This window comes from Kordiimonas sp. SCSIO 12603, assembly GCF_024398035.1.
Classification (GTDB): Bacteria; Pseudomonadota; Alphaproteobacteria; order Sphingomonadales; family Kordiimonadaceae; genus Kordiimonas.
The window spans coordinates 3,239,585-3,263,825 of the sequence record NZ_CP073748.1 but is presented as its reverse complement, the minus strand read 5'-3'; the positions used below and the strand labels follow the sequence as shown (position 1 = coordinate 3,263,825).

The window sequence follows — 24,241 nt, the reverse complement described above, 5'->3', positions numbered from 1 at the left end:
TTGTGTGGTTGAAGAGTACATGATTTTGAAATTTAAACATTCTGTTTGTTTCTTTTTGTTGTGTGTTCTTTTTTTGTCGAACGCTATCAGCGGACTGGAAACGGAAAAGAGTCTCACGGTCTCTTACGCAACCAATAAACCTCTTATTTATCCAGAAAACCAACGGGCCCAAGGGGTTTATGCAGAGGTTTTGCGTGCAGTGTTTGAGGACGAACTGGGAATACAGCTTAAGTTTGAAAACCGCCCATGGAAGCGAGCCCAAATCGATGTAAAAATGGGTAGGGCCGATATCATTGTGACTGTACCAACAACTGAACGGCTGCGTTATGTCGTGCCTAGTGTTTTGCCAGTCTATCAGTTACAACGACGCCTATATACTTATCCTGGTCATCCTCGCCTTGATGAAATACTCACAATGAGAAGTGTTCAGGATGTTATCGATGCTCGCCTGAAAATGGCAGCAGTCATTGGTGATGGATGGTTCAAAGAGAAACTGCTCTCTAGAGGGGTCGACGCAAATTTGGTACCTGATCCTCGGAATTCTTTCAGGTTATTATCAGACCGCAGGACCGACTTGGTGATTACTGCACCGTCAGTTTATAAAAATGTTATGGTTACAGAAGCTATCGAAAAAGATATTTTCGACACGGGCGTCAATCTCGAAAGTATCAGTGCTCATATTCTAATGGGAAAAAGGTCTCCATATATTTCCTTAATGCCCGAGGTTGATCATATTATCTCTGAAATGAGAAGAAGTGGTCAACTGGAGGCTATTTATAAGAAATATAATTAGTCACCTTTATAAAGAGCCATTCCTTGATTAGCTAAGGCATCTGCTCGTTCGTTTTCTGGATGACCTGCATGACCTTTAACCCATTTCCAAACAATATCATGCTGATTACTGGTTTCATCCAGGGCACGCCATAGGTCTTCATTCTTCACAGGTTTTTTTGCAGCCGTTTTCCAACCCTTGGCCTTCCAGCCGTCAATCCATTTGGTAATGCCGTCGCGCACGTAGGTGCTATCAGTGTAGAGTTCTACCTTGCAGCGACGTTTCAGTAACCTCAGGGCTTCAATCGCGGCTGTTAGCTCCATGCGGTTGTTAGTTGTATTGAATTCACCACCGGTGATTTCTTTTTCATTTTCGCCGTAGATTAACAGCGCCCCCCAACCACCTGGGCCGGGATTCCCTGAACAAGCGCCATCAGTATAAATTAAAACAGTTTGATCGTTAGACGACATAGGAAGCAGTATCTTTCACTGTGCGGTGGAATTCGATGCGTTTTTTATAATCGAGCGGGTTTTTGGGATTCACAACAGCACCTTCAACCGGGTTTAACCAGTCATAGAGACGCGTGAGTAGAAACCTTAGAGCGGCGCCACGACACAGAACGGGAAATATTTCAAGTTCAGCAGGGACGAGACTACGGTGTGTATCGTACATCTCTATAAGACGCTTCGCCCTGCTTGGTACAAATTCATGATTTCCATCAAAACACCAAGCGTTGATGCATATAGCCAGATCGTACGCGAGTGCATCGGTGCAGCCAAAATAAAAGTCAATAATCCCGGTTACTTTGTGTCCTGTAAAAAGAACATTGTCCGGGAACAGGTCGGCATGAATAGTGCCGCTTGGCAAGTTTGTTGGCCAGTGGGCTTTGAGAAATTCAAACTCTTCTGTGATGAAAGAAGATAATCCGCTGCTTACGCTATCTGCGGTATCTGCCGTATCAGCGATTAGTTTTTCCCAGCCATCAAGAGACAAGTCATTAGGCCGATTTTCTTTGAAGTCAGCAAGCGCATTGTGCATCAACGCAAGAGCTTCTCCAACAGCTGCACAGTGAGCATCACTTGTTTCATCAACGCTTACCCCTGAAAGAAAGCTGATAAGGCAGGCAGGCTTTCCTGAAAGGATTTGAAGCGCCTTACCTTCGCTATCTCTAATTGGCCGCGGTGAAGGAAGGCCTTTATCAGCGATATGTTCCATCATATTTAGGAAATACGGCAGGTCTTCCGGGTTTGCGCGTTTTTCATAAAGTGTGAGAATATACTGGGCTTTGGTTGTAGAAAGCAGATAGTTGGAATTTTCCACACCTTCAGCAATGCCTTTGAAACTTGTCGCTTTCCCGGCGTCATATCTATCCAGAAACTGATTTAGTGTCTGATCATCAACCTTAGTGTAGACAGCCATTAAGCAATATCTTTCAGGATAGGAGGAACTTTGAAGGTTACATCTTCTTCCGCCGTGGTGAAAATTTCGAGATAACCTTCATATCGTGCAAAGATAGCGCTGATAACCTCTTCTACCAAAATTTCTGGAGCACTGGCACCTGCTGAGATACCAATGGTTTTGGCACCTTTAAGCCATTCAAAGTCTAGATCAGTAGCCCGCTGTACCAAAACTGCTGGGCAACCAGATTTTTCGCTTACTTCAACAAGTCTTCGGCTGTTGGAAGAGTTGGGGGCACCAATCACAACAACGCGGTCACTTTCCTTGGCAATTGCTTTAACGGCAATTTGTCTGTTGGTTGTCGCGTAACAAATGTCTTCTTTCTTTGGGCTTTTCAGTTCTGGGAAGCGTTCTTCTAGACGTTCTACGATGTCTGAAGTGTCATCTACTGAAAGAGTGGTTTGTGTAACGTAGGAAAGCTTAGCCGGATTTTCAGGGGATAGATTATCTACGTCCTCAACAGTTTCGATCAATGTCATGGAGCCTTCATCGACTTGGCCCATCGTGCCAATCACCTCGGGGTGACCTTCATGACCAATCATAAGAATGTGATTGCCGCGATCCTTATGGCGTTCCACCTGCCGGTGAACTTTGGATACAAGTGGACATGTAGCATCTACATAGATCATTTCCCGGCGTTCCGCTTCAGCAGGTACGGATTTAGGTACACCGTGTGCAGAAAATACGACAGGCACGCCTTCAGGAACTTCATCAAGTTCGTCTACAAATACAGCGCCTTTGGCTTCCAGTCCTTCAACAACATAGCGGTTATGAACGATCTCATGGCGTACGTATACTGGCGCGCCAAATTTTTTGATCGCAAGTTCAACAATCTTGATAGCTCTATCAACGCCTGCGCAGAAACCTCGAGGGTTCGCGAGTAAGATACGTAATTGAGGTGTATCAGAAGATGCCATGGGGGTGCCTCCAAAGAATATATAAGCCCTTTGCTACCCCTAGACTGGCGGCGGGTCAAGGTGAACAAGAAAGGTGCCATACTTTTGTCATGGTCCACTAATAAAGCCTATTGAAAATATTGCTGCAACTTGGGTTGCGCTTTTATGGTGTTCTTTTTATGATCGCCGCCAAATCAGCGTTGCTGATATGTTGAATGGTGAAAGGGTACTTATGTCCATCCGTCTTGTGTTAGCTTCGGCTTTGATGCTTTTTGTAGCAGCCTGCAATAGAAACCCGCTTGAGGTAACTATTTCCCGCTGTTTGGCTGTGGCTGTAGTTGGCGATGTTGGAACGCTTACAAAGTTTAGTGGTTCAGGGCGTACAACAGAAGATGTGGAATTTACGGCTTCTATCCGCGACGTTCAGTCTAGCTGTGAAGAAGGGAACAGCGTAGAATCTGAAGTGACGTTCACTATTGGTGCTCAAGGCGGACCGGCGTTGGCTGATTCTGTTGTTACAGTACCGTATTTTGCAGCCGTGCTGAAAGATAACAGTCAGATTGTCACTAAGCGAATTTATGACGTAACTCTTCGTTTCGATTCCGAAGGAAATGCAGTATCGAACGAAGTTCTTACACAGCTTGTTCCTACAATTGAGCAGGCGCGCCGTTATAACTATGAACTTCTGCTTGGCTTTCAGCTAGATCCAAAAGATGCTGTATTCAATATAGTGCGTTAAACGTTGCACTAACTTAGGCACCATTTTGAGTGTATTTAAATCGCTCTTTCCTGTTCAGGGAAGGGCGATTTTTGATTCTCGACTTGCAAAGGCTTCATATAACGCGTATCTATTATTTTGGTATTTTCCGAAATAACGAAATAATAGATACGGATAGTGATGATGCGACTGAATACTTTTTTTAAAGTGGGGGTGTTGGGAATAGGCCTGATGCTGACAAATGGTTTAATAGCTGCAGATGATAAAGTGTTTGTATCCCAAGAGGTTGAATTCGATAGTGTAAGCCCGGGAGTGAAGCTTGCAGCTACACTGCTGAAACCGGTGAATGTTATTAAGCCACCACTCTATATACTGGTAACAGGTTCTGGGCCACAAGATCGGGATGAGCAGCTTCTCGGTAAAAAACCCTTCAAAGCCTTAGCGGAATATCTGGGAAGGCGCGGCATAGCCACACTGAGGTATGATGATCGTGGTGTCGCTTCCTCTACAGGTGATTTTGCTTCTGCCTCCACATTTGATTTCTCCAAGGATGCATTGGGAGCTGTGAAATATGCACGTACTCTAAACAGGTTTTCGTCTGTTGGAATGATTGGCCATAGTGAAGGTGGGATTGTAACGTCTATTGTCGTCAATGAGTGTCAATGTATTGATCACGCTATTCTGCTGGGTAGCCCGGCGATAAGGTATGGTGAGCTGGTTCTGGACCAAATTACTTCCATCATGCACGCACAAGGAGCTGCACCCGCGCAAATTGAAACTGCTCTTACCATCCAAAAACAGCTTGTTGCCAAAGCGGTTGAGCACGATGACCCTTTAGTAGCTCAAAAAGAGGCAGCTAAAATCTTGGAAGGTGTGGGAATGCCAGCATCAGCGGCGATGGCAAAGGCGGGAGAGTTGACATCAAATTGGATGCATACTTTTCTTCGAATTGATCCTGCTGAATATCTGAAGAATATAAATATCCCTTTTTTGATGCTTTACGGAGAGTTGGATATGCAGGTTTCCGATGAGCTAAACTTTGATGTGGCTCAGAAAGTTACAGATGCTGTAAATAATGATCAGGTTGCCGTTAGGGTGTTACCTAAAATGAATCACCTATTTCAGACAGCTGTTACTGGTCAAATATCCGAATATGCTACGTTGCCTGAAGATATGTCTGAGGATGCAATGGCAGTGATGGCTGAATGGATAATAAAGCAAAAACAATAAAATACGTGTAATAATCTTGTTTTTGAAATTTAGTGGGCGGGCTATGAATGTCTCGCCCATACAAGCTCTCAGAAAATAAGCAAAAATTCGATATATTTTGCGCAATAATATTACCTGCTTGGAAACGTGTTTCTTTAATTGACTCTTAGGCGTTTCTGCCTATGATCCTGCCCACGATCACGTCAGGTAAAAGGTAACTTTTACAATGTTCGTGCGGGAGAGCTCAGCCAACATGCTGACGCCGAAGGAGCAACCGCCTCGGAAACTCTCAGGCAAAAGGACCGCGCGAATAGTGACACTCTGGAAAGCAGGAGCATTTGTTCCTCACCGACGGGGTAAGCCTTGATATCAAGGTCAAATCTCTCAGGTTCCGTGACAGAGGAGGCATTAATCCGGTTATACCGGGAAATTGCTTTGCGCGCGGAGAGTGTCAGATGGCCGACGAAAATCTTCTAAAAACCCCTTTGTATGATTTGCATGTGGAAGCAGGCGGTAAAATGGTACCGTTTGCTGGTTATTCCATGCCTGTTCAGTACCCGTTGGGTATTATGAAGGAACACCTTCATACTCGTGATAAAGCTGGTCTTTTTGATGTGTCGCACATGGGGCAGGCTTATGTGCGTTCTGTGGATGGTAGTGACCCTGCTAAAGTACTTGAAGAAATTATGCCTTCTGCACTGGCTGTGTTGAAGCCGGGCAAGATGCGTTACACACTTCTTCTAAATGATAACGGCGGTATTGAAGATGATCTTATGGTTACTCGCACGTTTGACCCGGAAGGATCACTTTACATTGTTGTAAACGCTGCATGTAAAGAAAAAGACTACGGCATTTTGGAAGAACGCTTCGCAGGTCGCCTTGCGCTAGAGCCGCTTGAAGATCACGCACTACTTGCCCTTCAAGGACCAAAGGCTGAAGATGTTCTTGCGGAACTTGACCCTAGAGTACGCGACATGGTGTTCATGGAAGGCACAATGGTAACGCTTGAAGGCGTTGTGTGCTGGGTAGCACGCTGTGGCTACACAGGTGAAGATGGTTTTGAAATTTCTGTTCCGAAAGAGGAAGCGCCAGCGTTGGCGGCACGCCTGTTGAAGAGCGATGATGTGGAATGGATTGGTCTTGGTGCACGTGATAGCCTGCGCCTTGAAAGTGGTCTCTGCCTTTCAGGTCATGATTTTAATGATGAAACTAGCCCTGTTGAAGCGAGCCTTAATTTCGCACTGGGTAAAAAACGCCGTGAAGAAGGTGATTTCATTGGCGGCGAACGTATTCTTAAAGAACTTGCCGAAGGTACATCGAAGCGCCTTGTAGGTATCCTGCCATCAGGCCGTGCACCAGCGCGTGAAGGCGTAGAAATCGCTGATATGGGCGGAAACGTAATTGGTAAAGTTACTTCTGGCGGTTTTGGCCCAACAGTGGGCGGCCCAGTTGCAATGGGCTATGTTCCTTCGGAACTTGCAGAGGCAGGTACAGATATTCAGTTAATCGTTCGCGGCAAGATGCTTGCGGCGAAAGTTGCACAAACACCATTTATCGAACAGCGCTATAAGCGCAAAAAAGTTTCCTAAGTCAGGTAGGGGAGAAATCAGATGCTTAAATTTACTGAAGACCACGAATGGATGCTCGTTGAGGGCGATACAGTAACTGTTGGTATTACAGATCACGCTCAGGAAGCGCTTGGCGATATCGTATTTGTTGAGCTGCCAGAAGTGGGCGCAACCTTTGAAAAAGGCGATGATGCGGCTGTTGTTGAATCTGTGAAAGCTGCTAGTGAAGTATATGCACCAATCGCTGGTGAAATCGTTGCAGTGAACGAAGATCTTGAAGGCGAGCCGGGTACAGTGAACAGCGCGCCAATGGATGGTGGCTGGTTCTTCAAAATGAAACCTGCTGATATGTCTGAAGTTGAAGCTGCGATGGATGAAGCAGCCTACAAAGAATTTCTTGCTGGCCTAGAATAAAACGATTGAGCGCTGGCCTTTGGCTGGCGCTTTTCATTTGGGCCTGAGTTTTAAGCTTTTGCTTTTTGTTGAGGAGTAAGCGCATGCGCTACTTGCCATTAACCAGTGATGATCGCCAAGCAATGCTTGGGAAAATTGGTGTTCGTCATGTTGATGATCTTTTCAAAGATATTCCTAGTGAATTTCTAAACCCTGAAATCGACCTGCCGCGCCATAAAACAGAGCTTGAGGTGGAACGTCATCTCTCTCGTATGGCATCGAAAAACACAGCGGCTGGCAGTGTTCCATTTTTCGTTGGCGCAGGTGCTTATAAACACCATGTACCATCTACAGTGGATCATATTATCCAGCGTGGTGAATTTTTAACGGCTTATACACCGTATCAGCCGGAAATCGCGCAAGGCACGCTTCAGTATATCTTTGAGTTTCAGACACAGATTGCCCAGTTGACTGGCATGGATGTGGCAAACGCCAGCATGTATGATGGTTCAACAGCAACAGCGGAAGCTGTGATGATGGCACGCCGTGTAACACGTAAGAAACGCGCTGTTATCGCTGGCTGTGTGCACCCACATTATCGTGCGGTGGTAGAAACAACCACACAGTATACGGATGATGAGGTTGTGGCTCTGGATGCTCAACCAGCTGATGCACAGGCAGAACTGCAGGCAGCTATTGATGCGATTGACGAAACAACAAGTTGTGTTGTTTTCCAAAATCCGGGTGTTTGCGGCAACGTGCTTGACTTGACGCCGCTTGCTGAAAAGGCACACGCGAATAAAGCGCTTCTCATTGTTGTTGTAACTGAGGTTATGTCACTTGGTCTTATCACAAGTCCTGGTGAAATGGGCGCTGATATCGTTGTTGGTGAAGCGCAGTCTATTGGTAATGGTCTCAATTTTGGTGGCCCATACCTTGGTATGTTTGCAACCAATCAGAAGTATGTTCGCCAGATGCCAGGCCGTTTGTGTGGGGAAACGGTTGATAGTGATGGTACTCGTGGTTTTGTGCTTACGCTTTCTACACGTGAACAGCATATCCGCCGCGAAAAAGCGACATCGAACATTTGTACTAACTCTGGTCTTTGCTCACTTGCATTTACAATTCACATGTCACTGCTTGGTGAAAAAGGCCTACGTAAGCTTTCGAAGCTGAACCACAAAAAAGCAGTTGATGTGAAAAACGCAATTGCTGCCATTGATGGTGTTGAAGTGCTCAATTCTTCCTTCTTTAACGAGTTCGCCGTGAGACTTCCGAAGAATGCTGCTGATGTTGTTGAAAAGCTTGCGTCTGATGGTGTTCTGGCAGGCGTACCATTCAGCCGTCTTGATCCAAATGCGGGGCATGATGATGTGTTGCTTATTGCAGCCACTGAAACAGTGACTGATGGTGATATCGAAGAACTGGTTTCTGCACTTAAAGGAGCAGTAGCATGAGCATGAATAACCAAGGACGCCCAACTGCTGCAACGGACGTGGAAGCGCCAGCAGAAATGTTTGAAGGTTTCTCGGGCCATAAGGGCCTTCGTCTTGCTGAGCCGCTCATTTATGAGCTAGGCAATACTCAGACAACAGGCGTTGATATTGAAGATTTCGATGATTTCGATATGGAAATCGGTGGGCTGGAACGTACTACGGAAATCGGTTGTGCCGGCTTGGCTGAGCCAGATGTAGTTCGTCACTATACACGCCTTAGCCGCTTGAATTACGGTATCGATATGGGCGTTTTTCCGCTTGGTTCATGCACAATGAAGCATAACCCGCGTCTGAATGAAAAAATGGCACGTTTGCCAGGTATTGGTGATATTCATCCACTTCAGCCTCAATCCACCGTGCAAGGTGCGCTGGAGCTGATGGAAGAGCTGTCGCATTGGCTTATGACTATCACAAACATGCCTGCGGTGGCTCTTTCCCCGAAGGCTGGTGCACATGGTGAGCTTTGTGGTGTGATGGCTATTCGTGCTGCACTTGAAGCACGTGGCGATGCTCGTGAGGTTATTCTGTGCCCTGAAAGTGCGCACGGTACAAACCCTGCAACCGCTGCTTTCTGTGGATACAAAGTGAAGTCCATCCCGGGTAAAGATAACGGCCGTGTTGACGTTGAGGCGCTTAAGGAAGCGCTAGACGATACAGTTGCTGCTGTGATGATTACAAACCCGAACACATGTGGCCTGTTCGAACAGGAAGTACGTGAGATTGCTGATGCCGTTCATGCGGCAGGGGCTTTCTTCTACTGTGATGGTGCGAACTTCAACGCCATTATGGGTAAAGCGTGTCCAGGTGATCTTGGTGTAGATGCGATGCACTTTAACCTGCATAAAACATTCTCTACACCACACGGCGGTGGTGGCCCGGGTTCTGGCCCTGTTGTTCTTTCGGATGCACTTAAAGATTTTGCCCCACTTCCATATGTCGTGAAAGAAGCTGATGGCAGCTTGAAACTTCATGAATGGAAAGGTGGTGAAGGCGATAAGTCTCTTGGTCGACTTACCGCTTTCCACGGACAGATGGGTATGTATGTACGTGCGCTATCTTATATGCTTAGCCACGGCGGTGATGGTCTTAAACAGGCGTCAGAAGATGCAGTGCTGAATGCGAATTATATTCTGGCATCGCTTGAAGATGTAATGAGTGCTTCTTATGAAGGACCGTGCATGCATGAAGCGCTGTTTGATGACCGTTTCCTTAAGGATACAGGTGTAACCACTCTTGATTTTGCAAAAGCAATGATCGATGAGGGCTATCACCCAATGACGATGTATTTCCCACTGGTGGTGCACGGCGCGATGCTTGTGGAGCCGACAGAAACTGAATCCAAGTTCAATCTTGATCAGTTTATTCGCTCTATGCGCGGCCTTGCGGAAGCAGCGAAAGCAGGTGAAACGAAACGCTTTGAAGGTGCACCTTATTATGCGCCGCGTAAGCGCTTGGATGAAACGCAGGCAGCGCGTAAGCCAGTACTTCGTTACACTCCACCTTCCGCTTAAGGAAGTAACAAAAATTATGCAGGCGTAAAGAGGACTTTAACCTTTACGCCTGTAGTGCTAGTTTGGCCAGACCAAGCTAGAGGAGGGGTTGTGAGCAAACGTATATTGGTCGTTGATGATTCTGCTACAATGCGGGACATGCTTTCCCAATATTTGCAGGCGGGTGACTATCTGGTCGCCTGTGCAACAAGCGGCGCACAAGCTCTTGATATCCTTAAAACCGAACGATTTGATGTGATCGTAACCGATCTTGAAATGCCGGAACTTGATGGTTTTGCACTTATTCGATCTATTTCGGAACTAGATTGGGACCCGGCGGTAATTCTCTTTACACAGCATGATCAGCGAACGCTTCATAGTGCGCGTGAACTTGCAATGGCGTATAGCGTGAACCTTCTGGGTACGCTCACGAAACCAATTGATAAAGAGCAGCTCCTTCTTACTTTGAATGATGTAGCAAAGACTCGTTCCTCCGCGCGGCAGGGAACAGAGACAGTACTTGCTGAAACAGAGTTTATGCGTGGTTTGATGACGGACGGCCTTGCACCTGTTTTCCAGCCGAAAGTTAATCTTGCCACTGGTGAGGTTGAGGGTGCTGAAGTGTTTGCTCGCTGGCGTGCCCCAGGCGGAGGTCTGTTAGGAGCGAATGCTGTTGTACGTGTTGCTCGTGAAAAGGGGTATATGGATGTGCTTACATACCGTATGCTTGAGCTTGCAATGGAACAGCAAGGCAAGTGGGCCAGAGAAGGGCAGGACATCCAATTGTCCATCAACGTTTCCAGTGAAAACCTCCGTAAAGAGGATTTTGCTGATGTAGTTTCAGGCCTTGCGGACCAGTTTGGTGTTGATCCTAAGAAGGTACGCCTTGAACTTGCTGAGTCAGAGTTTCAGGTAGATGAACGTGTGCCGCTTGAAGTGCTTTCTCGGCTTCACCTTAGAGGTTTTGGCCTAACACTTGATGATTTCGGTACAGGCTTTGCCTCTCTTATCAGGTTGCATTCTATTCCGTTTGATGAACTTGTTGTGGACCGTGAGTTCATTGGTCGTGCAGCAGAAGATAAAATCGCTCGTACTATTCTCGAATCTGCGATTGATCTTTCCCATAAGCTGGAACTTCGTTGTTCTTGCGAAGGGATTGAAGATGCTGCCCAGCTTGAAATGGTGAAAAGTCTTAAGGCTGATGTGGGGCAGGGATACCATATTGCCAAGCCGATGGCTCCAGATGAATTCCTTATCTGGATTGAAGATTATAAAGATGGTGTCGAGAAGATTGAAGGCCTGAATTAAGAAGCTAGTCGGCTCCAGACAGCTTTTGCAATTGCGGTATCCTGGGCAGCGATTCCTGTTAAATCTGCAATAGTTATGTCACTTTTTTTCCTGGTGAAAATATCCGGTTCTTTGAAAACTGTTCCTAGTTCGGCAGAGTTTCGTTTCTTAAACTCTACCGGGCTGTGAGATGCTTCTCCATGATGTAAGCACTGTTCTTTTGAATCGAATAGTGTGAAAGCGGCTTTTTCGAATATGCCGTCATCCAGCTCTTGTTTGCCCGGAGCATCTGCACCCACAGCTGTGATATGTGTGCCTGCCTTAATCCACTCAGCTTTGATGATAGGTGAGGTGCTGGGAGTTGTTGAAATGATGATGTCTGCACTTCGACATAAATCTTCCGGTGAAGGCATTATTTCAACATACAATCCGGATTTCGCCATATCAGCGATATAAGTAGCTGTTTTATCTTTATCTCTGCCCCAAACACTGTAAGTGGCTTCGGGTAGCAGTTTGGAAAGATACTTAACTTGCAGGCGCGCCTGAATACCTGTGCCGATAACACCAACTCTTGGGGAGGAGTTAGGTTTTAGTAAATCTGAGGCAAGGGCACCAGCGACCGCGGTACGAATATCTGTAAGTATGCCGCCATCTTCCAAGAGCGCGAGTGGTTCCCCGGTAGTTGCCGATAGGATCATCATCAATCCGTTACTGCTAGGTAGGCCTTTCGAGGGGTTGTCGTAGAAACCTGTGGACAGTTTTATAACAAATACTTCGTCCCCTTTGGTATGACCGTACTTGATGTGCAAATCACCATTTGCTTCCGGGAAGGATAGGTACCCTACAGGCGGTGTAGTAACGTCTCCGGCTGAAAACTGAATGAAGGCGTTTTTGATTGCGCTAAACACATCTGCTGATTTCAGTGCTTCTTCGATTTCAGCTTTTTTAACAATACGCATTACTCACCACGCTGCTGTTTGAGGTAGTTATAAAGAGTAGCGCGGGCAACACCTAGAATGCGGCATACATAGGCCGCCGCCTGCTTGCCTTCAAAGCCGCCGCTTTCTGCTAGGTCGAAGATTAGTGCTTTCTTTTGCTTCTGGGAAAGTTGAGCAACTGGGGTGCCGTGCTTGTTGGTCCAGTCCGTCACAAACTGATTGATCTTCTCGTGCCAATCCTCTTTGAACAATGCCTCAGGCTTTTCCGTTTCTTGCGGTATGGAGAGCAGGGCGGATAAAGCCTGTTGCGCCATATGGAAGTGGGACATGTCGGCGTTAATACACAGAATTCCAATGGCTTTTTCACTATCATCACGGATCACGCTGCTGATGGATTTTATACGTTTACCATCCCAGTTCGTTTTTTCATAAGGGCCGATAAGGCGGTCACTGGGTTTGAAATCAATCTCATGCAAAAGCGAAGGTTCGCCTATCTCTCGTTGTGAGAAATTGTTGGCGATGTAGGCAACCTGCTCCGTTGCCAGATCATGGATAACAACTTCTACATACGGATGAAACAGGAGGGCGATACCATCTGCAATGTCATGATATTTGTTCAGCATAAACTCGTTACCTAGAAATTAGTTCGTGCGTAATCAGCCAGATGTTTAAGGCCTTCTTCAATATGGTGTTTTGGTGCTCCAATCCCCAGGCGGATATATTGGTCCATGCCGTACACATCGCCCGGTAGAAGCATAATGCTGCGTTCTTCGCGGAGCTTATGGACAAGCTTAGTGGAGTTTATATCCATATTATAGCGCACAAAGGCCATGCCGCCTGCTTGAGGCAGAATGCTTGAGAAAATATTGGCATTGTTATCAAGCCAGCCTGAGAGAAGCGCTACGTTTTCTCTGAGAATACGGCGACTTCGTTCAAGGATTTCAGCGCGCTTGGTTGGCTGGACTACGATGTCGGCTACATATTCGCTTACAGCACTTGTGGTGATGGATGTATAATCTTTGCGCTGCCAAGCTTTATAGATATCAGCCTCTGGGCCAACGAGCCAACCGATACGGAGGCCTGGAAGCGCCATTGCTTTCGAGAGGCCAGATGTGATGATTGCCTTTTCGTATAGATCGGCGAAGCTCGGGCTTTCTTCTCCGTTCAGTTCAGAGCCCTTGTAAACTTCATCAGCATGCAGATATAAGCCGCGTTCACGTGCGAATTCTACAAGCTGGTTCATGCTATCAAGAGGAAGCGTGCTGCCTGTCGGGTTATTCGGGTGGCAGATAGTGATCATCTTGGTTTTGTCAGATACCAGTGATTTAAGATCATCCAGATCAGGCTGCCAGCCTAACTCTTCCTTAAGAGCAACTTCTTTTACCTTGATGCCAAGTGCACGTGCCCACCCCCAGATTTGCAGATAGTTTGGTACAAAAACAATCAGTTCATCTCCGGGGTTGAGGAGAGACATTACCATCAGGAAGTTTGCTTCAGCTGAGCCATTAGTGATGATCACTTCGTCCGGTGTACGGTCTTTATAGAGGTTTGCAACAGACTGTCTGAGTTCGGTAGCGCCGTTAGTCCAGCCGTAGCCGATTTCCAATTCAAGTAGCTTGGTGTTTTGCTCAGGTGTCAGGAGTTCTTTCAGGGTGTATGGATGTACACCACTGTCAGACAGATTAAAGTCTACTGTGTTTTCATAAAGAGACTGAATACGTTCCAGTGTGAATTCTTCAATTTGCATCTGTCTACTCCTTGTACAAAGAATCTATATATGGATTAATAGTCTATAATTGGAATTTTGTCTAATATTTCTTTTGTTCACTATTTGTTCCACTTCTGTTATGATAAGTCTATGAATGAGTATGGACAGAAATCAGCGACCTTGAAAGGTGCATTAAATGTCCGCGGTCGCGCGGCTACTTCAAACGGTTCAGGCCGCTTTGAACAGTATGGCTATGAACGCCATGATGATGGATGGGATATGGCAGAGGATGAAACACCTCTGAGAACAGAGGTGTTTGAGGAAAATGCTCGTCATATCATCACTAAAAATACTTCGCCTGATGTACCTTTCGACCGGTCGATCAATGCATACAGGGGGTGTGAGCATGGCTGCATTTACTGTTTTGCCCGACCAACTCATACATATATGGGGTTATCAGCTGGATTAGATTTTGAAAGTAAGCTATTTGCGAAACCAAATGCTGCCGAATTATTGGAAAAAGAGATTGCTCGGGAAGGCTATGAACCGAAACCCATAGCCATGGGTACGAATACTGATCCGTACCAACCAATTGAGCGTGAAAGAGAAATTACCCGAAGCATTCTTGAGGTACTCAACAAATATAACCATCCATGTACCATCCTTACTAAATCGAGACTTATAGTGAGGGATTTGGATATTCTAGCCCCTATGGCAAAAAAAGGCCTTGTGAAGGCTGGCTTATCGGTCACCACGCTTGACCGGAAACTCTCTCGCACAATGGAACCACGTGCTTCGATGCCGCAGCGTCGGCTTGATGCCATAAGGTTACTTTCAGATGCCGGTGTGCCAACGATTGCTATGTTTGCGCCTGTTATCCCGGCCCTTAATGATCATGAGATGGAGCAAGTGATTGCGGCTGTCGCACATGCAGGAGCTAAGGATGTGGGGTATATATTGATGCGGCTACCACTTGAATTAACTAGCTTGTTTGAAGAATGGCTCAAGGCCAATTTTCCAAACCGGAAAGATCGGGTAATGAACCGTTTGAAAGCAATGCGGGGTGGTAAAACCAATGATCCGCGTTTTAAACACCGTATGACGGGGAAGGGAGCGGAAGCTGATCTGATGCGGGTTAGGTTTGCGGCTCTTTGCAGAAAACATAAACTTAATAAGCGAGAAGATACTTTCAAGTTGGTGACAGAAACTTTCCAACGGCCTATCCTTAAGGGAAGCCAATATAGTTTATTAGATGCGCTCAAATAAAAATGGCGACCGTATGGGCCGCCATTTCTTTATCTTATAAACCGCTTGTTAGCTGCGGTCGTTGTTCATCACTTTCACCCATGCTTTGATGAAATCATTCACAAACTTTTCTTTGTTTTCATCAAACGCATATACTTCAGCGATAGCACGTAGTTCAGAATTGGAACCGAAGATTAGGTCAACTGGTGTAGCTGTCCATTTCATTTGGCCGCTGGCACGATCATAACCATTGAAGATGCCGTCTTTGCCTTTGGCTTTTTTCCACTCTGTATCCATGCTGAGGAGATTTACGAAGAAATCATTATTCAGCGTACCTGGCTTATCTGTAAACACACCGTGCTTAGCACCGTCTGTGTTTGCATCAAGAGCACGCATGCCGCCCACAAGAACTGTCATCTCTGGAACAGAGAGGTTCAGTACTGCTGATTTCTCTACAAGCATTTCAGCAGGTGAACGTTTGTTGCCTTCTGCGAAGTAGTTGCGGAAACCGTCTGCTTTAGGTTTAAGGAAACTGAAAGAGTGAACATCAGTTTTTGCCTGTGTAGCATCCGCACGGCCCGGTGTGAACGGTACAGAAACTTCAACACCAGCATCTGCTGCGGCTTTCTCTAGTGCCGCTGCACCGCCGAGTACCACAAGGTCAGCAAGAGAAACTTGCTTTTTGCGGTTCTTGGAATTGAATGATGTTTGAATGGCTTCAAGCTTTGTGATCACTTTATCAAGTTCAACAGGTGTGTTTGCTGCCCAGTCTTTTTGAGGGGCAAGGCGAACACGAGCACCATTTGCACCACCGCGCATGTCGGTGTTGCGGAATGATGAAGCTGATGACCATGCGGCACGCACAAGCTCGGAAACAGAAAGGCCAGAAGCTAGAATCTGTTTCTTCAGTTTCGCAGCGTCTCTTGCGCTGATCATATCATAATCAACCGCGGGGATTGGATCCTGCCAGATCATCTCATCTTTCGGGGCAAAAGCACCAAGGTAGCGAGAGCGCGGACCAAGATCACGGTGAGTTAGCTTAAACCAGGCGCGAGCGAATGCTTGCTCAAACTCTTCCGGATTTTCAAGCCAGCGTGTTGTGATCTTTTGGTATTCAGGGTCGAAACGAAGCGCCAAATCAGTTGTGAACATAATAGGTGCGTGGAATTTACCTTCAATGTGTGCATCAGGAACTGTTTCAGAAGCGCTTTCATCTGTCGGTGTCCACTGTGTTGCACCTGCAGGGCTTTTGGTTTTCTTCCAGTCATACTGATACAGGTTTTGTAGGAAGAGAGTTGTCCACTGTGTTGGGGCAGCGGTCCAAGCGCCTTCAAGGCCACTTGTGATCGTGTCTGCGCCTTTACCAGTACCGCATTTGTTTTTCCAGCCAAGGCCTTGGTTTTCAATTGGGGCGGCTTCGGCGTCTGGGCCTACGCACTTTTCAGGGCTGCGGGCACCGTGTGCTTTACCGAATGTGTGACCACCAGCGATAAGAGCGGCTGTTTCTTCATCATTCATTGCCATGCGTGCAAAAGTTTCGCGGATTTCTTTTGCGGCGAGCAGTGGCTCCGGAACACCGTTCGGGCCTTCAGGATTTACGTAGATAAGTCCCATACGAACCGCTGCAAGTGGGTTTTCAAGACCATTTGGTGTGTCGCGGTCACGGCCAAGCCATTCACCTTCAGAGCCCCAGTAAACTTCTTCTGGTTGCCAACCATCGATACGGCCACCGGCAAAGCCAAGAGTTTTGAAACCCATGTCTTCCATGGCGATTGTACCAGCGAATACCATGAGATCGCCCCATGAGATTTTTTTACCGTACTTTTGTTTGATTGGCCAAAGAAGACGGCGTGCTTTATCGAGGTTTACGTTATCAGGCCAGCTGTTTAGTGGCGCAAAACGCTGCATGCCGCCATCAGAACCACCGCGGCCATCAGTAGTACGGTATGTACCAGCGCTGTGCCATGCCATACGGATGAAAAATGGACCATAGTGCCCGTAATCTGCTGGCCACCAATCCTGTGATGTTGTCATGGCTTCGACGACATCTCTTCTAAGTTCTTCAAGGTCCAGTTTGGCGAACTCGGCAGCATAGTTGAAACCTGCGTCCATTGGGTCTGATTTAGCTGCGTTCAGACGGAGAGCTGAAAGATCAAGGCGGTTTGGCCACCAATAATCGTTGTTGATCTCTACCTTTTGCTCTTTGTTATATTTTGCGTGTGGTTTGCCGTGGCCCTCTGCAAATGCAGTGGTGTTTGGGACAAGGCTCAAAACAGCAGCGAGGGCTACTGCAGAAACTGTATTACGAAACATACCCTATTCTCCTAAGTGTTGATCAGACAGCAATCAAAACGTTACTGAGAAAATGATATGGCAGAGTTGTAATCGATCTAAATTGATAATAGCTTATTTAGTAATCGATTTAATGGATTATTATTCAGGTACGTAAAAAAAAGGCCGAGAATAAATCCCGGCCTTCTAGGGTTCTATTGGATAAGCTTTTAAGCGCCTTCATCCATGCTGAAAAGCTCAGCATTACCGCCGACGGCCGCGGTATTGATGGTAAGCGTGCGCTCAGCCGCAAAACGGATCAGATAGTTCGGGCCACCTGCTTTAGGGCCGGTGCCTGATAGACCTTCGCCGCCAAATGGCTGCACGCCAACAACAGCACCAGTCATGTTGCGGTTAATGTAGGTATTACCGACACGGGTTTTTGCGAACAGTTCCTGCCAGCGACCTTCGAGACGTGAATGTACACCGAATGTAAGGCCGTACCCTGTATCAAGAATTTGTTTCAGCACATCCTCCATCTCTGATGATTTAAAGCGAATGATATGAAGAACCGGGCCAAACACTTCACGCTCCAGCTGGTCTAGGCCAGAGAGTTCGAAGATATGCGGTGCGAAGAATGTACCATCCTTAGTGTCATCTGCCATCTCTGCTTTCGCAACAAGTGTGGCTTCTTTTTCCATCTTGGCGCAATGTTTAGCGAGATTAGCTCGGGCTTCTTCATCAATGATTGGGCCGATATCAGTATCCAGATTAGCAGGATTACCAATCACGCGCTCTTTAAGAGCGCCTTTGATCATGTCAATCACCTTGTCAGCAACGCTATCCTGAACAAAGAGAACACGAAGGGCTGAGCAGCGCTGGCCTGCAGAACCGAAAGCAGAGAGGATTACATCATCCGCAACCTGTTCAGGCAGGGCTGTCGAATCAACGATCATCGCGTTTTGGCCACCGGTTTCTGCAATCAGTGGTACAATGGCGCCGTCACGGTCCGCTAGTGTGCGGTTGATGATCTTTGCTGTTTCAGTGGAGCCAGTAAACGCAACACCAGCGATGCGTTCATCAGCAACGAGTTTCGCACCAACTGTTGCGCCGTCACCTAAAAGAAGGTGCAGTACGTCAGCAGGTACGCCTGCTTTGTGCATTAGCTTTACAGCATGCCACGCAATAATTGGTGTTTGTTCAGCTGGTTTAGCAATAACAGAGTTACCTGCCGCAAGAGCAGCCGCAATCTGGCCAACAAAAATCGCAAGCGGGAAGTTCCACGGTGCAATACATAGGAATGTACCACGGCCACCCATGTGCAGTTCATTTTGCTCACCGGTTGGACCAGGTAGGCGAATAGGTTCACCAAACTGTTTTTCGGCTTGCACAGCATAATAGCGGAAGAAATCAACAGCTTCACGCACTTCAGCGATGATATCGCCCAGTGTTTTGCCAGCTTCACGCACAAGCATATCTGCAACGATATCACGGTCTTCTTCAAGAAGATCAGCAGCTTTGCGGAGGATATCTGCACGGGCTTTGCCGCCAAGTGCGTCCCAATCATGTTGTGCTTCTGCCGCGCGGTGAGCAGCTGTTTCGATATCTTCAATACGTGCTTCTGCGAACGTTCCAACAATTTCATTAGTGTTTACAGGGCTTCGTACGTCAGTTGTTTTGCCACCAACTTCCATACCGCCAACGATATTCATCGCGGCATATGTGTGGCTCTTGCGCTCATCCAGTGCTTTGAGAAGCGGTTCAAAATGATTGCGGTCCATAAGGTTACATCCTTTGGAATTTAAACGCTCTTCGCCGTATATGCCGAGCGGTGTAGGAATAAGTGTATGGCGAAGTGCGGGTGCTTCCTTCAGTGATTCAATTGGATCACCAGCAACTTCTTCAACAGGTACTTCAGCATCCATAAAGCGGTTTACGAAGCTTGAGTTGGCGCCATTTTCAAGGAGGCGACGTACAAGGTACGGCAATAGGTCTTCATGAAGGCCTACTGGCGCGTAAGTGCGTGTGCGGATGGTACGACCAACCACCTTGCTTGCTGCTGTGTAGAGGAGTTCACCCATGCCGTGAAGGCGCTGGAATTCATAATACTTATCTTCTGCCATGGCAGAGATCGCCGCAATTGTGTGCGCGTTATGTGTTGCAAACTGCGGATAAATAGCATCCTGCGCGTCAAGCATGCGTGCAGCTGTATAAAGATAACAGCAATCTGTTGAAGGCTTGCGTGTGAATACAGGATAATCATCAAGTCCAAGTTCCTGCGCGTGCTTGATTTCCGTATCCCAGTACGCGCCTTTAACAAGACGTACGGCAAACTTACGGCCATTCTCGCGGGCAAGATGGATTAACCAGTCAATCACATATGGCGCGCGTTTCTGGTAAGCTTGAACTGCGAGGCCAAGACCTTCCCAACCAGCGAGGTCAGGGTCTTGGGCAAGTTTTTCGAACAGGCGCAAGGAGATATCCAGACGGTCCGCTTCTTCGGCGTCAATTGTCATCTGAATGTCGTAAGATTTTGCTTTTACTGCCAGGTCTTTCACCATTGGCAGCATTTCAGCCATTACACGACCTTCGTTAGCTTCATTATAACAGGGATGAAGTGCTGAAAGCTTGATAGAAACGCTAGAGCGGTCATGCGGATTGTCACCATCAGCTTTTGTTGCTGAACCAACAGCATCGATTGATGCTTTGTAAAGGTCATAATAACGATGGGCTGTTTCCATGGTACGGGCACCTTCACCCAGCATGTCAAAGCTCATCATCTTATGCTCAGGTGCCTGTTTGCCCTGACGTGTCAGTCCTTCGCCAATGGTACGGCCAAATACAAACTGTTTGCCCATGATTTTCATGGCTTGGTTAACCGCAGCACGGATTACTGGCTCACCCGTACGGCCAATAAGGGATTTCACCCATGAACCAGGGTTCTTCGTGATAGATTTATCAAGATCAATCACACCGCCTGTCAGCATAAGTGCCCAAGTGGAGGCGTTCACAAAGGTGCTGTCAGATTGCCCTTTGTGAGAAGACCAGTCACCAGACTGAATTTTCTCAGCAATCAATTTATCCTGTGTTGCAGTGTCTGGTACGCGGAGGAGGGCCTCCGCCAAACACATCAGCGCTACACCTTCTTGATTTGAAAGGCCGAATTCAGCAAGGAAAGCATCTAAGCTGCCTTGTTGTTCTTTCATAGCGCGTGACTGCGCAACAATTGCAGCAGCACTTACGGCAATATCTTTACGGCTTGAATCATCAAGCGGGAAATTTTCCAAAATGCGCTGAACGGCTTTTGTTTCGTCCAACTCATATGCTTCGCGCATGGCAGCTAAAGCCGAGGCTTTATTCGGGGCAGCTGCTGGCGAAATCCGAAGGTTTGTCATTATTGTCCCTTCCCCTTCAGGTTACCCATTTCCCTGCGTTATTTTATGCAGAGTTAAATCCCCCTTAAACTTAAATATAGCGGCTGAAAAGACAGATTCGTATTTCGGATGAATAAGTTTGGCTTACTTTGAAATTAAAAGCTTTTTTACAGCAGTTTTTCACAAGATTATGCCAAATGCCGTTAGGGGAACGGTAGATTTGAGGTGGGATTTTTTGTGAGTCGGGAAATAGAGAGAATGGGGTGACATAACGCCACCCCTTCTGAAATTGCTTATGCCAGTTTCATCAGCATCTCTTTTGTGTATGGAGACAAATCCTCCATAGCGTCACTGCGAACTTTTTCCACCCAATCTGGATTGGCGATAAGAGCCCGGCCAACTGCCGCCAGATCAAACTCATCGCGTTCCATACGTTCAGTGAGTTTATCAAGGTTTACGATATTACCTTCTGAGAATGTTTTCTGACCTTCTTCAGTGAAGGCGCTATCAAGGCCAACGCTGCCAACGGTGATTGTTGGTTTGCCCGTGATTTTACGAGTCCAACCAGCTAGATTGAGATCACTTCCTTCAAACTCTGGCTCCCAGAAACGGCGGGTAGAACAGTGGAAGATATCCACACCAGCATCAGTAAGTGGTGCCAAGAACTGCTCCATCTCAGACGAGTTATCTACCAATTTTACGCTGTAATCTTGCTGTTTCCACTGAGACCAGCGAAGGATTACTGGATAATTTGGGCCAACTTCAGCGCGGATAGCTTTGATAATCTCAGCAGCAAAACGTGTGCGTTTCACAAGGTTGCCGCCCCACTGGTCATCACGAACATTTACGCCGCCCCAGAAGAACTGATCTACGAGGTAACCATGAGCACCGTGCACTTCAACGCCGTCGAAACCGATAGCTTTTGCATCTGCTGCTGCTCTAGCAAAGGCAGCGATCACATCCGCGATGTCTTCTTCTGTCATTACATGGCATTTTTGTTTGCCTGGCATCACCATGCCTGAAGGGCCGTAGCCCGGCACAGTTTCATCTGGCTCTGTGCCTGGGCGGCGTACAGAGCCCACATGCCAAAGCTGAGGCATGATTTTGCCGCCTTCAGCGTGCACGGCATCAACCACTTTTTTCCAGCCTGCAAGCGCTTCATCGCCGTGAATGAAAGGAATGTTCGGGTAGCCGTTTGCAGCTTTATGTCCAACACATGTACCTTCTGTGATAATCAAGCCAACACCACCGGCTGCACGTTTGCGGTAATATTCCACGTTCAGATCATTTGGCACGTTGCCCGGGGAGAAGGACCGTGTCATAGGCGCCATTACGATACGGTTATCGAGAGAAAGATTTTCACTTTCAAAAGGTTTGAACAAAATGCTGTTGCTCATCATGTATCCTTACTTTTGCGGCGAAACTGCGCCTTTTATCATCCAAATGATTGGTTAGTGAGTAGAAGTAGTGCAGGCGTAACGGAAATCAAGCTGCTTGGTAATTATCAAGTTTTTGTAAGGCGGGTTGCGAGACTGAGAAGGCAGGCGTAGTTTGTGATCACTGAATTAAGGAGCTTGGGCATGTTTCAGAAACTTTTTGCAGTAGCATTGTTGTTTATCTCTGCTGGTGCGTTTGCGGGTGAAAAAGAATCCCTGCATGATTTTACAGTTAAATCCATTGATTATACAGAAATGCCGCTTAGCCAATATAAAGGTAAAGCAGTTCTTCTGGTTAACACAGCATCTTTCTGCGGTTATACACCACAATATGAAGGCCTGCAGAAGTTGTGGTCAGATTATAAAGATAAAGGACTTGTTGTTCTCGGCGTTCCGGCCAACGATTTTGGTGATCAGGAGCCTGGTGATGAAGGCAATATTAAGAAATTCTGTCAGGTGAATTTTCAGGTTGATTTCCCGATGACCAAAAAAATGGTTGTTAAAGGTGGGGAAAAGAATTCTGAATTATACAACTGGCTTGCGGCAAAAATGGGTGATGAAAGCCGCCCGAAATGGAATTTCCATAAGTATTTGATTTCTCCAGAAGGTCAGCCGGTTGCTTACTTTAAAAGTGATGTAACACCAGACTCTGACACGCTTATCGATGCGGTTGAGAAAACACTGTCTGAGTAAGTCTAAGATAGTTGACAGGAAAAGGCGGTGCCATTTGCGCCGCCTTTTTTATTCACGTGTTACGCAAGCAGTTCTGCGGCGATTTCTTTAAAAGGTTTGCTGTCATCTTCCAGCACTGCACGGTCTACTGCGATGCCAGCAGGAATTAGCTTCTTAGATTGCATGAACTCAGCGATACGCCCCACACAATCTACTGCGATGATTTTATCTTCTTTCATATAGAAGAAGGCCGCTGAACGTTCGGAAGTGTCACCGCGAGTGATAAGGTCATCATAGCCTTCGGATAGCCCTGCGATCTGTAGTTTCAGCCCATACTGATCCGACCAGAACCAAGGTAGTTCAGCATATGGTTTTTCTTCGCCGAGGATATGGAGGATAGCAGTTTTCGCCTGATCAACTGCATTTTGAACTGATTCAATGCGCATCTCACGCTTATAGATTGGGTGTTCAAACCAAGCTACATCGCCAACCGCATAAATATCCTCATCAGATGTTTGGCAAAATTCATTAATGTAGATGCCTGCTGGATGTGTTTCAAGCCCTGCTTTCTCCGCAATTTCGGAATTTGCGATGAGGCCGATGCCCGCGATAATCAGATCACACTCAAAACGGCTACCATCTTTTGTATGGACGGCAGAAACGCGATCTGTACCTTCAATAGAAGTAACCATTTGGTTAGTCAGAATTTGCGCGCCTTCTTCTGTGTGTATCTGGGTATAGAAAGCTGAAACTTCAGGAGCAACCACGCGCTGAAGAATACGGCCTTCAGCTTCCAGCACTGTTACTGTCTTGCCAAATTTGCGGGCAACTGCCGCTGCTTCAAGGCCGATATATCCACCCCCAATCACCAGTATGTTCTGGGCTGCTTCAAATTCAGGTTTGAGTTTATCCGTATCCGCAATGGTGCGTACATAATGAATACCCGCCAGATCAGAGCCCTCGCAGGTCAGTTTTCGTGCACGTCCGCCAGTTGCCAAAACCAATTTGTCATAAGGCACTGTTTCCCCGCTATCGAGGGAAACAGTTTTAGCTTTTTTGTCCACTTGTATAGCTCTTGTGTTGAGCTTCACATCAACACCCATGCCTTCATATGCGCTATCCCGGAGAATAGGCAGGCGGTCTACTGTTATCTCACCAGATAGATACATTTTTGAAAGCGGTGGGCGCTGATAAGGGATCATACCCTCATCCGTTATCAAGGTGACCTCGCCGTCAAACTTCTTCTGCCTAAGCGAGGTAACGGCTTGTGCAGCCGCATGGCCGCCACCAATGATAACGATATGAGTCAT

Annotated in this window: 20 protein-coding genes and 1 riboswitch; of the genes, 10 read left to right on the top strand and 10 right to left on the bottom strand. The window is 46.9% G+C overall.

Features of this window, described 5'->3' with window-relative positions:
* Positions 1-19 precede the first annotated feature (19 nt).
* Positions 20-793, top strand: coding sequence for an ABC transporter substrate-binding protein (locus KFE96_RS15275; protein ID WP_255833415.1), 774 nt, complete (start codon positions 20-22; stop codon positions 791-793).
* Here KFE96_RS15275 and rnhA read toward each other — a convergent pair.
* From rnhA to ispH, 3 genes are read right to left on the bottom strand one after another with little or no spacing between them, the layout of a single operon-like run.
* Positions 790-1,242, bottom strand: a complete 453-nt coding sequence (gene rnhA / locus KFE96_RS15270; RefSeq protein WP_255833414.1) for a ribonuclease HI — start codon at positions 1,240-1,242, stop codon at positions 790-792. The genes KFE96_RS15275 and rnhA overlap by 4 nt on opposite strands.
* Entirely contained in the window at positions 1,232-2,191 is a 960-nt protein-coding gene (gene thrB, locus KFE96_RS15265; protein ID WP_255833413.1) for a homoserine kinase, read from the bottom strand. The genes rnhA and thrB overlap by 11 nt, the downstream gene beginning before the upstream one ends.
* Entirely contained in the window at positions 2,191-3,147 is a 957-nt protein-coding gene (gene ispH / locus KFE96_RS15260; protein WP_255833412.1) for a 4-hydroxy-3-methylbut-2-enyl diphosphate reductase, read from the bottom strand. The genes thrB and ispH overlap by 1 nt, the downstream gene beginning before the upstream one ends.
* A gap of 211 nt (positions 3,148-3,358) precedes the next feature.
* On the opposite strand from ispH, the gene KFE96_RS15255 reads away from it, so the two are divergent.
* The 7 genes from KFE96_RS15255 (at position 3,359) to KFE96_RS15225 (ending at position 11,308) form a co-directional block, all read left to right on the top strand.
* Complete coding sequence (locus tag KFE96_RS15255) at positions 3,359-3,865, top strand: hypothetical protein (RefSeq protein ID WP_255833411.1); 507 nt, start codon at positions 3,359-3,361, stop codon at positions 3,863-3,865.
* 210 nt (positions 3,866-4,075) lie between these two features.
* Positions 4,076-5,074 carry an alpha/beta hydrolase gene (locus tag KFE96_RS15250; protein WP_255833410.1) on the top strand — a complete coding sequence of 333 codons (999 nt, stop codon included), beginning with the start codon at positions 4,076-4,078 and terminating at the stop codon, positions 5,072-5,074.
* A 204-nt stretch (positions 5,075-5,278) separates the two neighbouring features.
* Positions 5,279-5,368: riboswitch (glycine riboswitch) on the top strand.
* 140 nt (positions 5,369-5,508) lie between these two features.
* Positions 5,509-6,642 (top strand): glycine cleavage system aminomethyltransferase GcvT, encoded by a 1,134-nt coding sequence (gene gcvT / locus KFE96_RS15245; protein ID WP_255833409.1) that lies wholly within the window; start codon positions 5,509-5,511, stop codon positions 6,640-6,642.
* A gap of 21 nt (positions 6,643-6,663) precedes the next feature.
* Positions 6,664-7,035, top strand: coding sequence for a glycine cleavage system protein GcvH (gene gcvH / locus KFE96_RS15240; RefSeq protein ID WP_247016607.1), 372 nt, complete (start codon positions 6,664-6,666; stop codon positions 7,033-7,035).
* Positions 7,036-7,118: 83 nt separating this feature from the next.
* Positions 7,119-8,471 (top strand): aminomethyl-transferring glycine dehydrogenase subunit GcvPA, encoded by a 1,353-nt coding sequence (gene gcvPA / locus KFE96_RS15235; RefSeq protein WP_255833408.1) that lies wholly within the window; start codon positions 7,119-7,121, stop codon positions 8,469-8,471.
* Positions 8,468-10,021: an aminomethyl-transferring glycine dehydrogenase subunit GcvPB gene (gene gcvPB, locus KFE96_RS15230; RefSeq protein ID WP_255833407.1), complete on the top strand. Its 1,554-nt coding sequence runs from the start codon at positions 8,468-8,470 to the stop codon at positions 10,019-10,021. Before gcvPA ends, gcvPB begins: the two co-directional genes overlap by 4 nt.
* A gap of 90 nt (positions 10,022-10,111) precedes the next feature.
* A complete protein-coding gene (locus KFE96_RS15225) occupies positions 10,112-11,308 on the top strand; it encodes an EAL domain-containing protein (RefSeq protein WP_255833406.1) in 1,197 nt (398 codons plus the stop codon).
* Here KFE96_RS15225 and KFE96_RS15220 read toward each other — a convergent pair.
* From KFE96_RS15220 to KFE96_RS15210, 3 genes are read right to left on the bottom strand one after another with little or no spacing between them, the layout of a single operon-like run.
* Entirely contained in the window at positions 11,305-12,246 is a 942-nt protein-coding gene (locus KFE96_RS15220) for a hypothetical protein (RefSeq protein WP_255833405.1), read from the bottom strand. The two genes, KFE96_RS15225 and KFE96_RS15220, sit on opposite strands and share 4 nt — an antisense overlap.
* Positions 12,246-12,848 carry a transcriptional regulator gene (locus tag KFE96_RS15215; RefSeq protein ID WP_247016598.1) on the bottom strand — a complete coding sequence of 201 codons (603 nt, stop codon included), beginning with the start codon at positions 12,846-12,848 and terminating at the stop codon, positions 12,246-12,248. Before KFE96_RS15215 ends, KFE96_RS15220 begins: the two co-directional genes overlap by 1 nt.
* A gap of 11 nt (positions 12,849-12,859) precedes the next feature.
* Positions 12,860-13,972, bottom strand: a complete 1,113-nt coding sequence (locus KFE96_RS15210; RefSeq protein WP_255833403.1) for an aminotransferase class I/II-fold pyridoxal phosphate-dependent enzyme — start codon at positions 13,970-13,972, stop codon at positions 12,860-12,862.
* 111 nt (positions 13,973-14,083) lie between these two features.
* Here KFE96_RS15210 and KFE96_RS15205 point away from each other — a divergent pair, with 111 nt between their 5' ends.
* Positions 14,084-15,199, top strand: coding sequence for a PA0069 family radical SAM protein (locus KFE96_RS15205; RefSeq protein WP_255833402.1), 1,116 nt, complete (start codon positions 14,084-14,086; stop codon positions 15,197-15,199).
* A 48-nt stretch (positions 15,200-15,247) separates the two neighbouring features.
* On the opposite strand, the gene katG is transcribed toward KFE96_RS15205, so the two are convergent.
* From katG to KFE96_RS15190, 3 genes are all read right to left on the bottom strand, one after another.
* Positions 15,248-17,491, bottom strand: a complete 2,244-nt coding sequence (gene katG, locus KFE96_RS15200; protein ID WP_255833401.1) for a catalase/peroxidase HPI — start codon at positions 17,489-17,491, stop codon at positions 15,248-15,250.
* A gap of 188 nt (positions 17,492-17,679) precedes the next feature.
* Positions 17,680-20,844, bottom strand: a complete 3,165-nt coding sequence (putA, locus tag KFE96_RS15195; RefSeq protein WP_255833400.1) for a bifunctional proline dehydrogenase/L-glutamate gamma-semialdehyde dehydrogenase PutA — start codon at positions 20,842-20,844, stop codon at positions 17,680-17,682.
* A 272-nt stretch (positions 20,845-21,116) separates the two neighbouring features.
* Positions 21,117-22,220: an NADH:flavin oxidoreductase gene (locus tag KFE96_RS15190; RefSeq protein WP_255833399.1), complete on the bottom strand. Its 1,104-nt coding sequence runs from the start codon at positions 22,218-22,220 to the stop codon at positions 21,117-21,119.
* 183 nt (positions 22,221-22,403) lie between these two features.
* Here KFE96_RS15190 and KFE96_RS15185 point away from each other — a divergent pair, with 183 nt between their 5' ends.
* The gene (locus KFE96_RS15185) at positions 22,404-22,952 is read left to right on the top strand and encodes a glutathione peroxidase (RefSeq protein ID WP_255833398.1); all 549 of its coding nucleotides are present in this window, start codon (positions 22,404-22,406) and stop codon (positions 22,950-22,952) included.
* Positions 22,953-23,011: 59 nt separating this feature from the next.
* On the opposite strand, the gene KFE96_RS15180 is transcribed toward KFE96_RS15185, so the two are convergent.
* Positions 23,012-24,241, bottom strand: coding sequence for an NAD(P)/FAD-dependent oxidoreductase (locus KFE96_RS15180; protein ID WP_255833397.1), 1,230 nt, complete (start codon positions 24,239-24,241; stop codon positions 23,012-23,014).

What these genes read in the sequence shown, in the direction of transcription:
- ispH (WP_255833412.1), bottom strand. Translation starts at nt 3,147, where the DNA reads ATGGCATCTTCTGATACACCTCAATTACGTATCTTACTCGCGAACCCT.
- KFE96_RS15205 (WP_255833402.1), top strand. Translation starts at nt 14,084, where the DNA reads ATGAATGAGTATGGACAGAAATCAGCGACCTTGAAAGGTGCATTAAAT.
- rnhA (WP_255833414.1), bottom strand. Translation starts at nt 1,242, where the DNA reads ATGTCGTCTAACGATCAAACTGTTTTAATTTATACTGATGGCGCTTGT.
- KFE96_RS15180 (WP_255833397.1), bottom strand. Translation starts at nt 24,241, where the DNA reads ATGACTCATATCGTTATCATTGGTGGCGGCCATGCGGCTGCACAAGCC.
- katG (WP_255833401.1), bottom strand. Translation starts at nt 17,491, where the DNA reads ATGTTTCGTAATACAGTTTCTGCAGTAGCCCTCGCTGCTGTTTTGAGC.
- KFE96_RS15210 (WP_255833403.1), bottom strand. Translation starts at nt 13,972, where the DNA reads ATGCAAATTGAAGAATTCACACTGGAACGTATTCAGTCTCTTTATGAA.
- KFE96_RS15250 (WP_255833410.1), top strand. Translation starts at nt 4,076, where the DNA reads ATGCTGACAAATGGTTTAATAGCTGCAGATGATAAAGTGTTTGTATCC.
- KFE96_RS15255 (WP_255833411.1), top strand. Translation starts at nt 3,359, where the DNA reads ATGTCCATCCGTCTTGTGTTAGCTTCGGCTTTGATGCTTTTTGTAGCA.
- KFE96_RS15185 (WP_255833398.1), top strand. Translation starts at nt 22,404, where the DNA reads ATGTTTCAGAAACTTTTTGCAGTAGCATTGTTGTTTATCTCTGCTGGT.
- KFE96_RS15220 (WP_255833405.1), bottom strand. Translation starts at nt 12,246, where the DNA reads ATGCGTATTGTTAAAAAAGCTGAAATCGAAGAAGCACTGAAATCAGCA.
- thrB (WP_255833413.1), bottom strand. Translation starts at nt 2,191, where the DNA reads ATGGCTGTCTACACTAAGGTTGATGATCAGACACTAAATCAGTTTCTG.
- gcvPA (WP_255833408.1), top strand. Translation starts at nt 7,119, where the DNA reads ATGCGCTACTTGCCATTAACCAGTGATGATCGCCAAGCAATGCTTGGG.
- putA (WP_255833400.1), bottom strand. Translation starts at nt 20,844, where the DNA reads ATGACAAACCTTCGGATTTCGCCAGCAGCTGCCCCGAATAAAGCCTCG.
- KFE96_RS15215 (WP_247016598.1), bottom strand. Translation starts at nt 12,848, where the DNA reads ATGCTGAACAAATATCATGACATTGCAGATGGTATCGCCCTCCTGTTT.
- gcvH (WP_247016607.1), top strand. Translation starts at nt 6,664, where the DNA reads ATGCTTAAATTTACTGAAGACCACGAATGGATGCTCGTTGAGGGCGAT.
- gcvT (WP_255833409.1), top strand. Translation starts at nt 5,509, where the DNA reads ATGGCCGACGAAAATCTTCTAAAAACCCCTTTGTATGATTTGCATGTG.
- KFE96_RS15275 (WP_255833415.1), top strand. Translation starts at nt 20, where the DNA reads ATGATTTTGAAATTTAAACATTCTGTTTGTTTCTTTTTGTTGTGTGTT.
- gcvPB (WP_255833407.1), top strand. Translation starts at nt 8,468, where the DNA reads ATGAGCATGAATAACCAAGGACGCCCAACTGCTGCAACGGACGTGGAA.
- KFE96_RS15190 (WP_255833399.1), bottom strand. Translation starts at nt 22,220, where the DNA reads ATGAGCAACAGCATTTTGTTCAAACCTTTTGAAAGTGAAAATCTTTCT.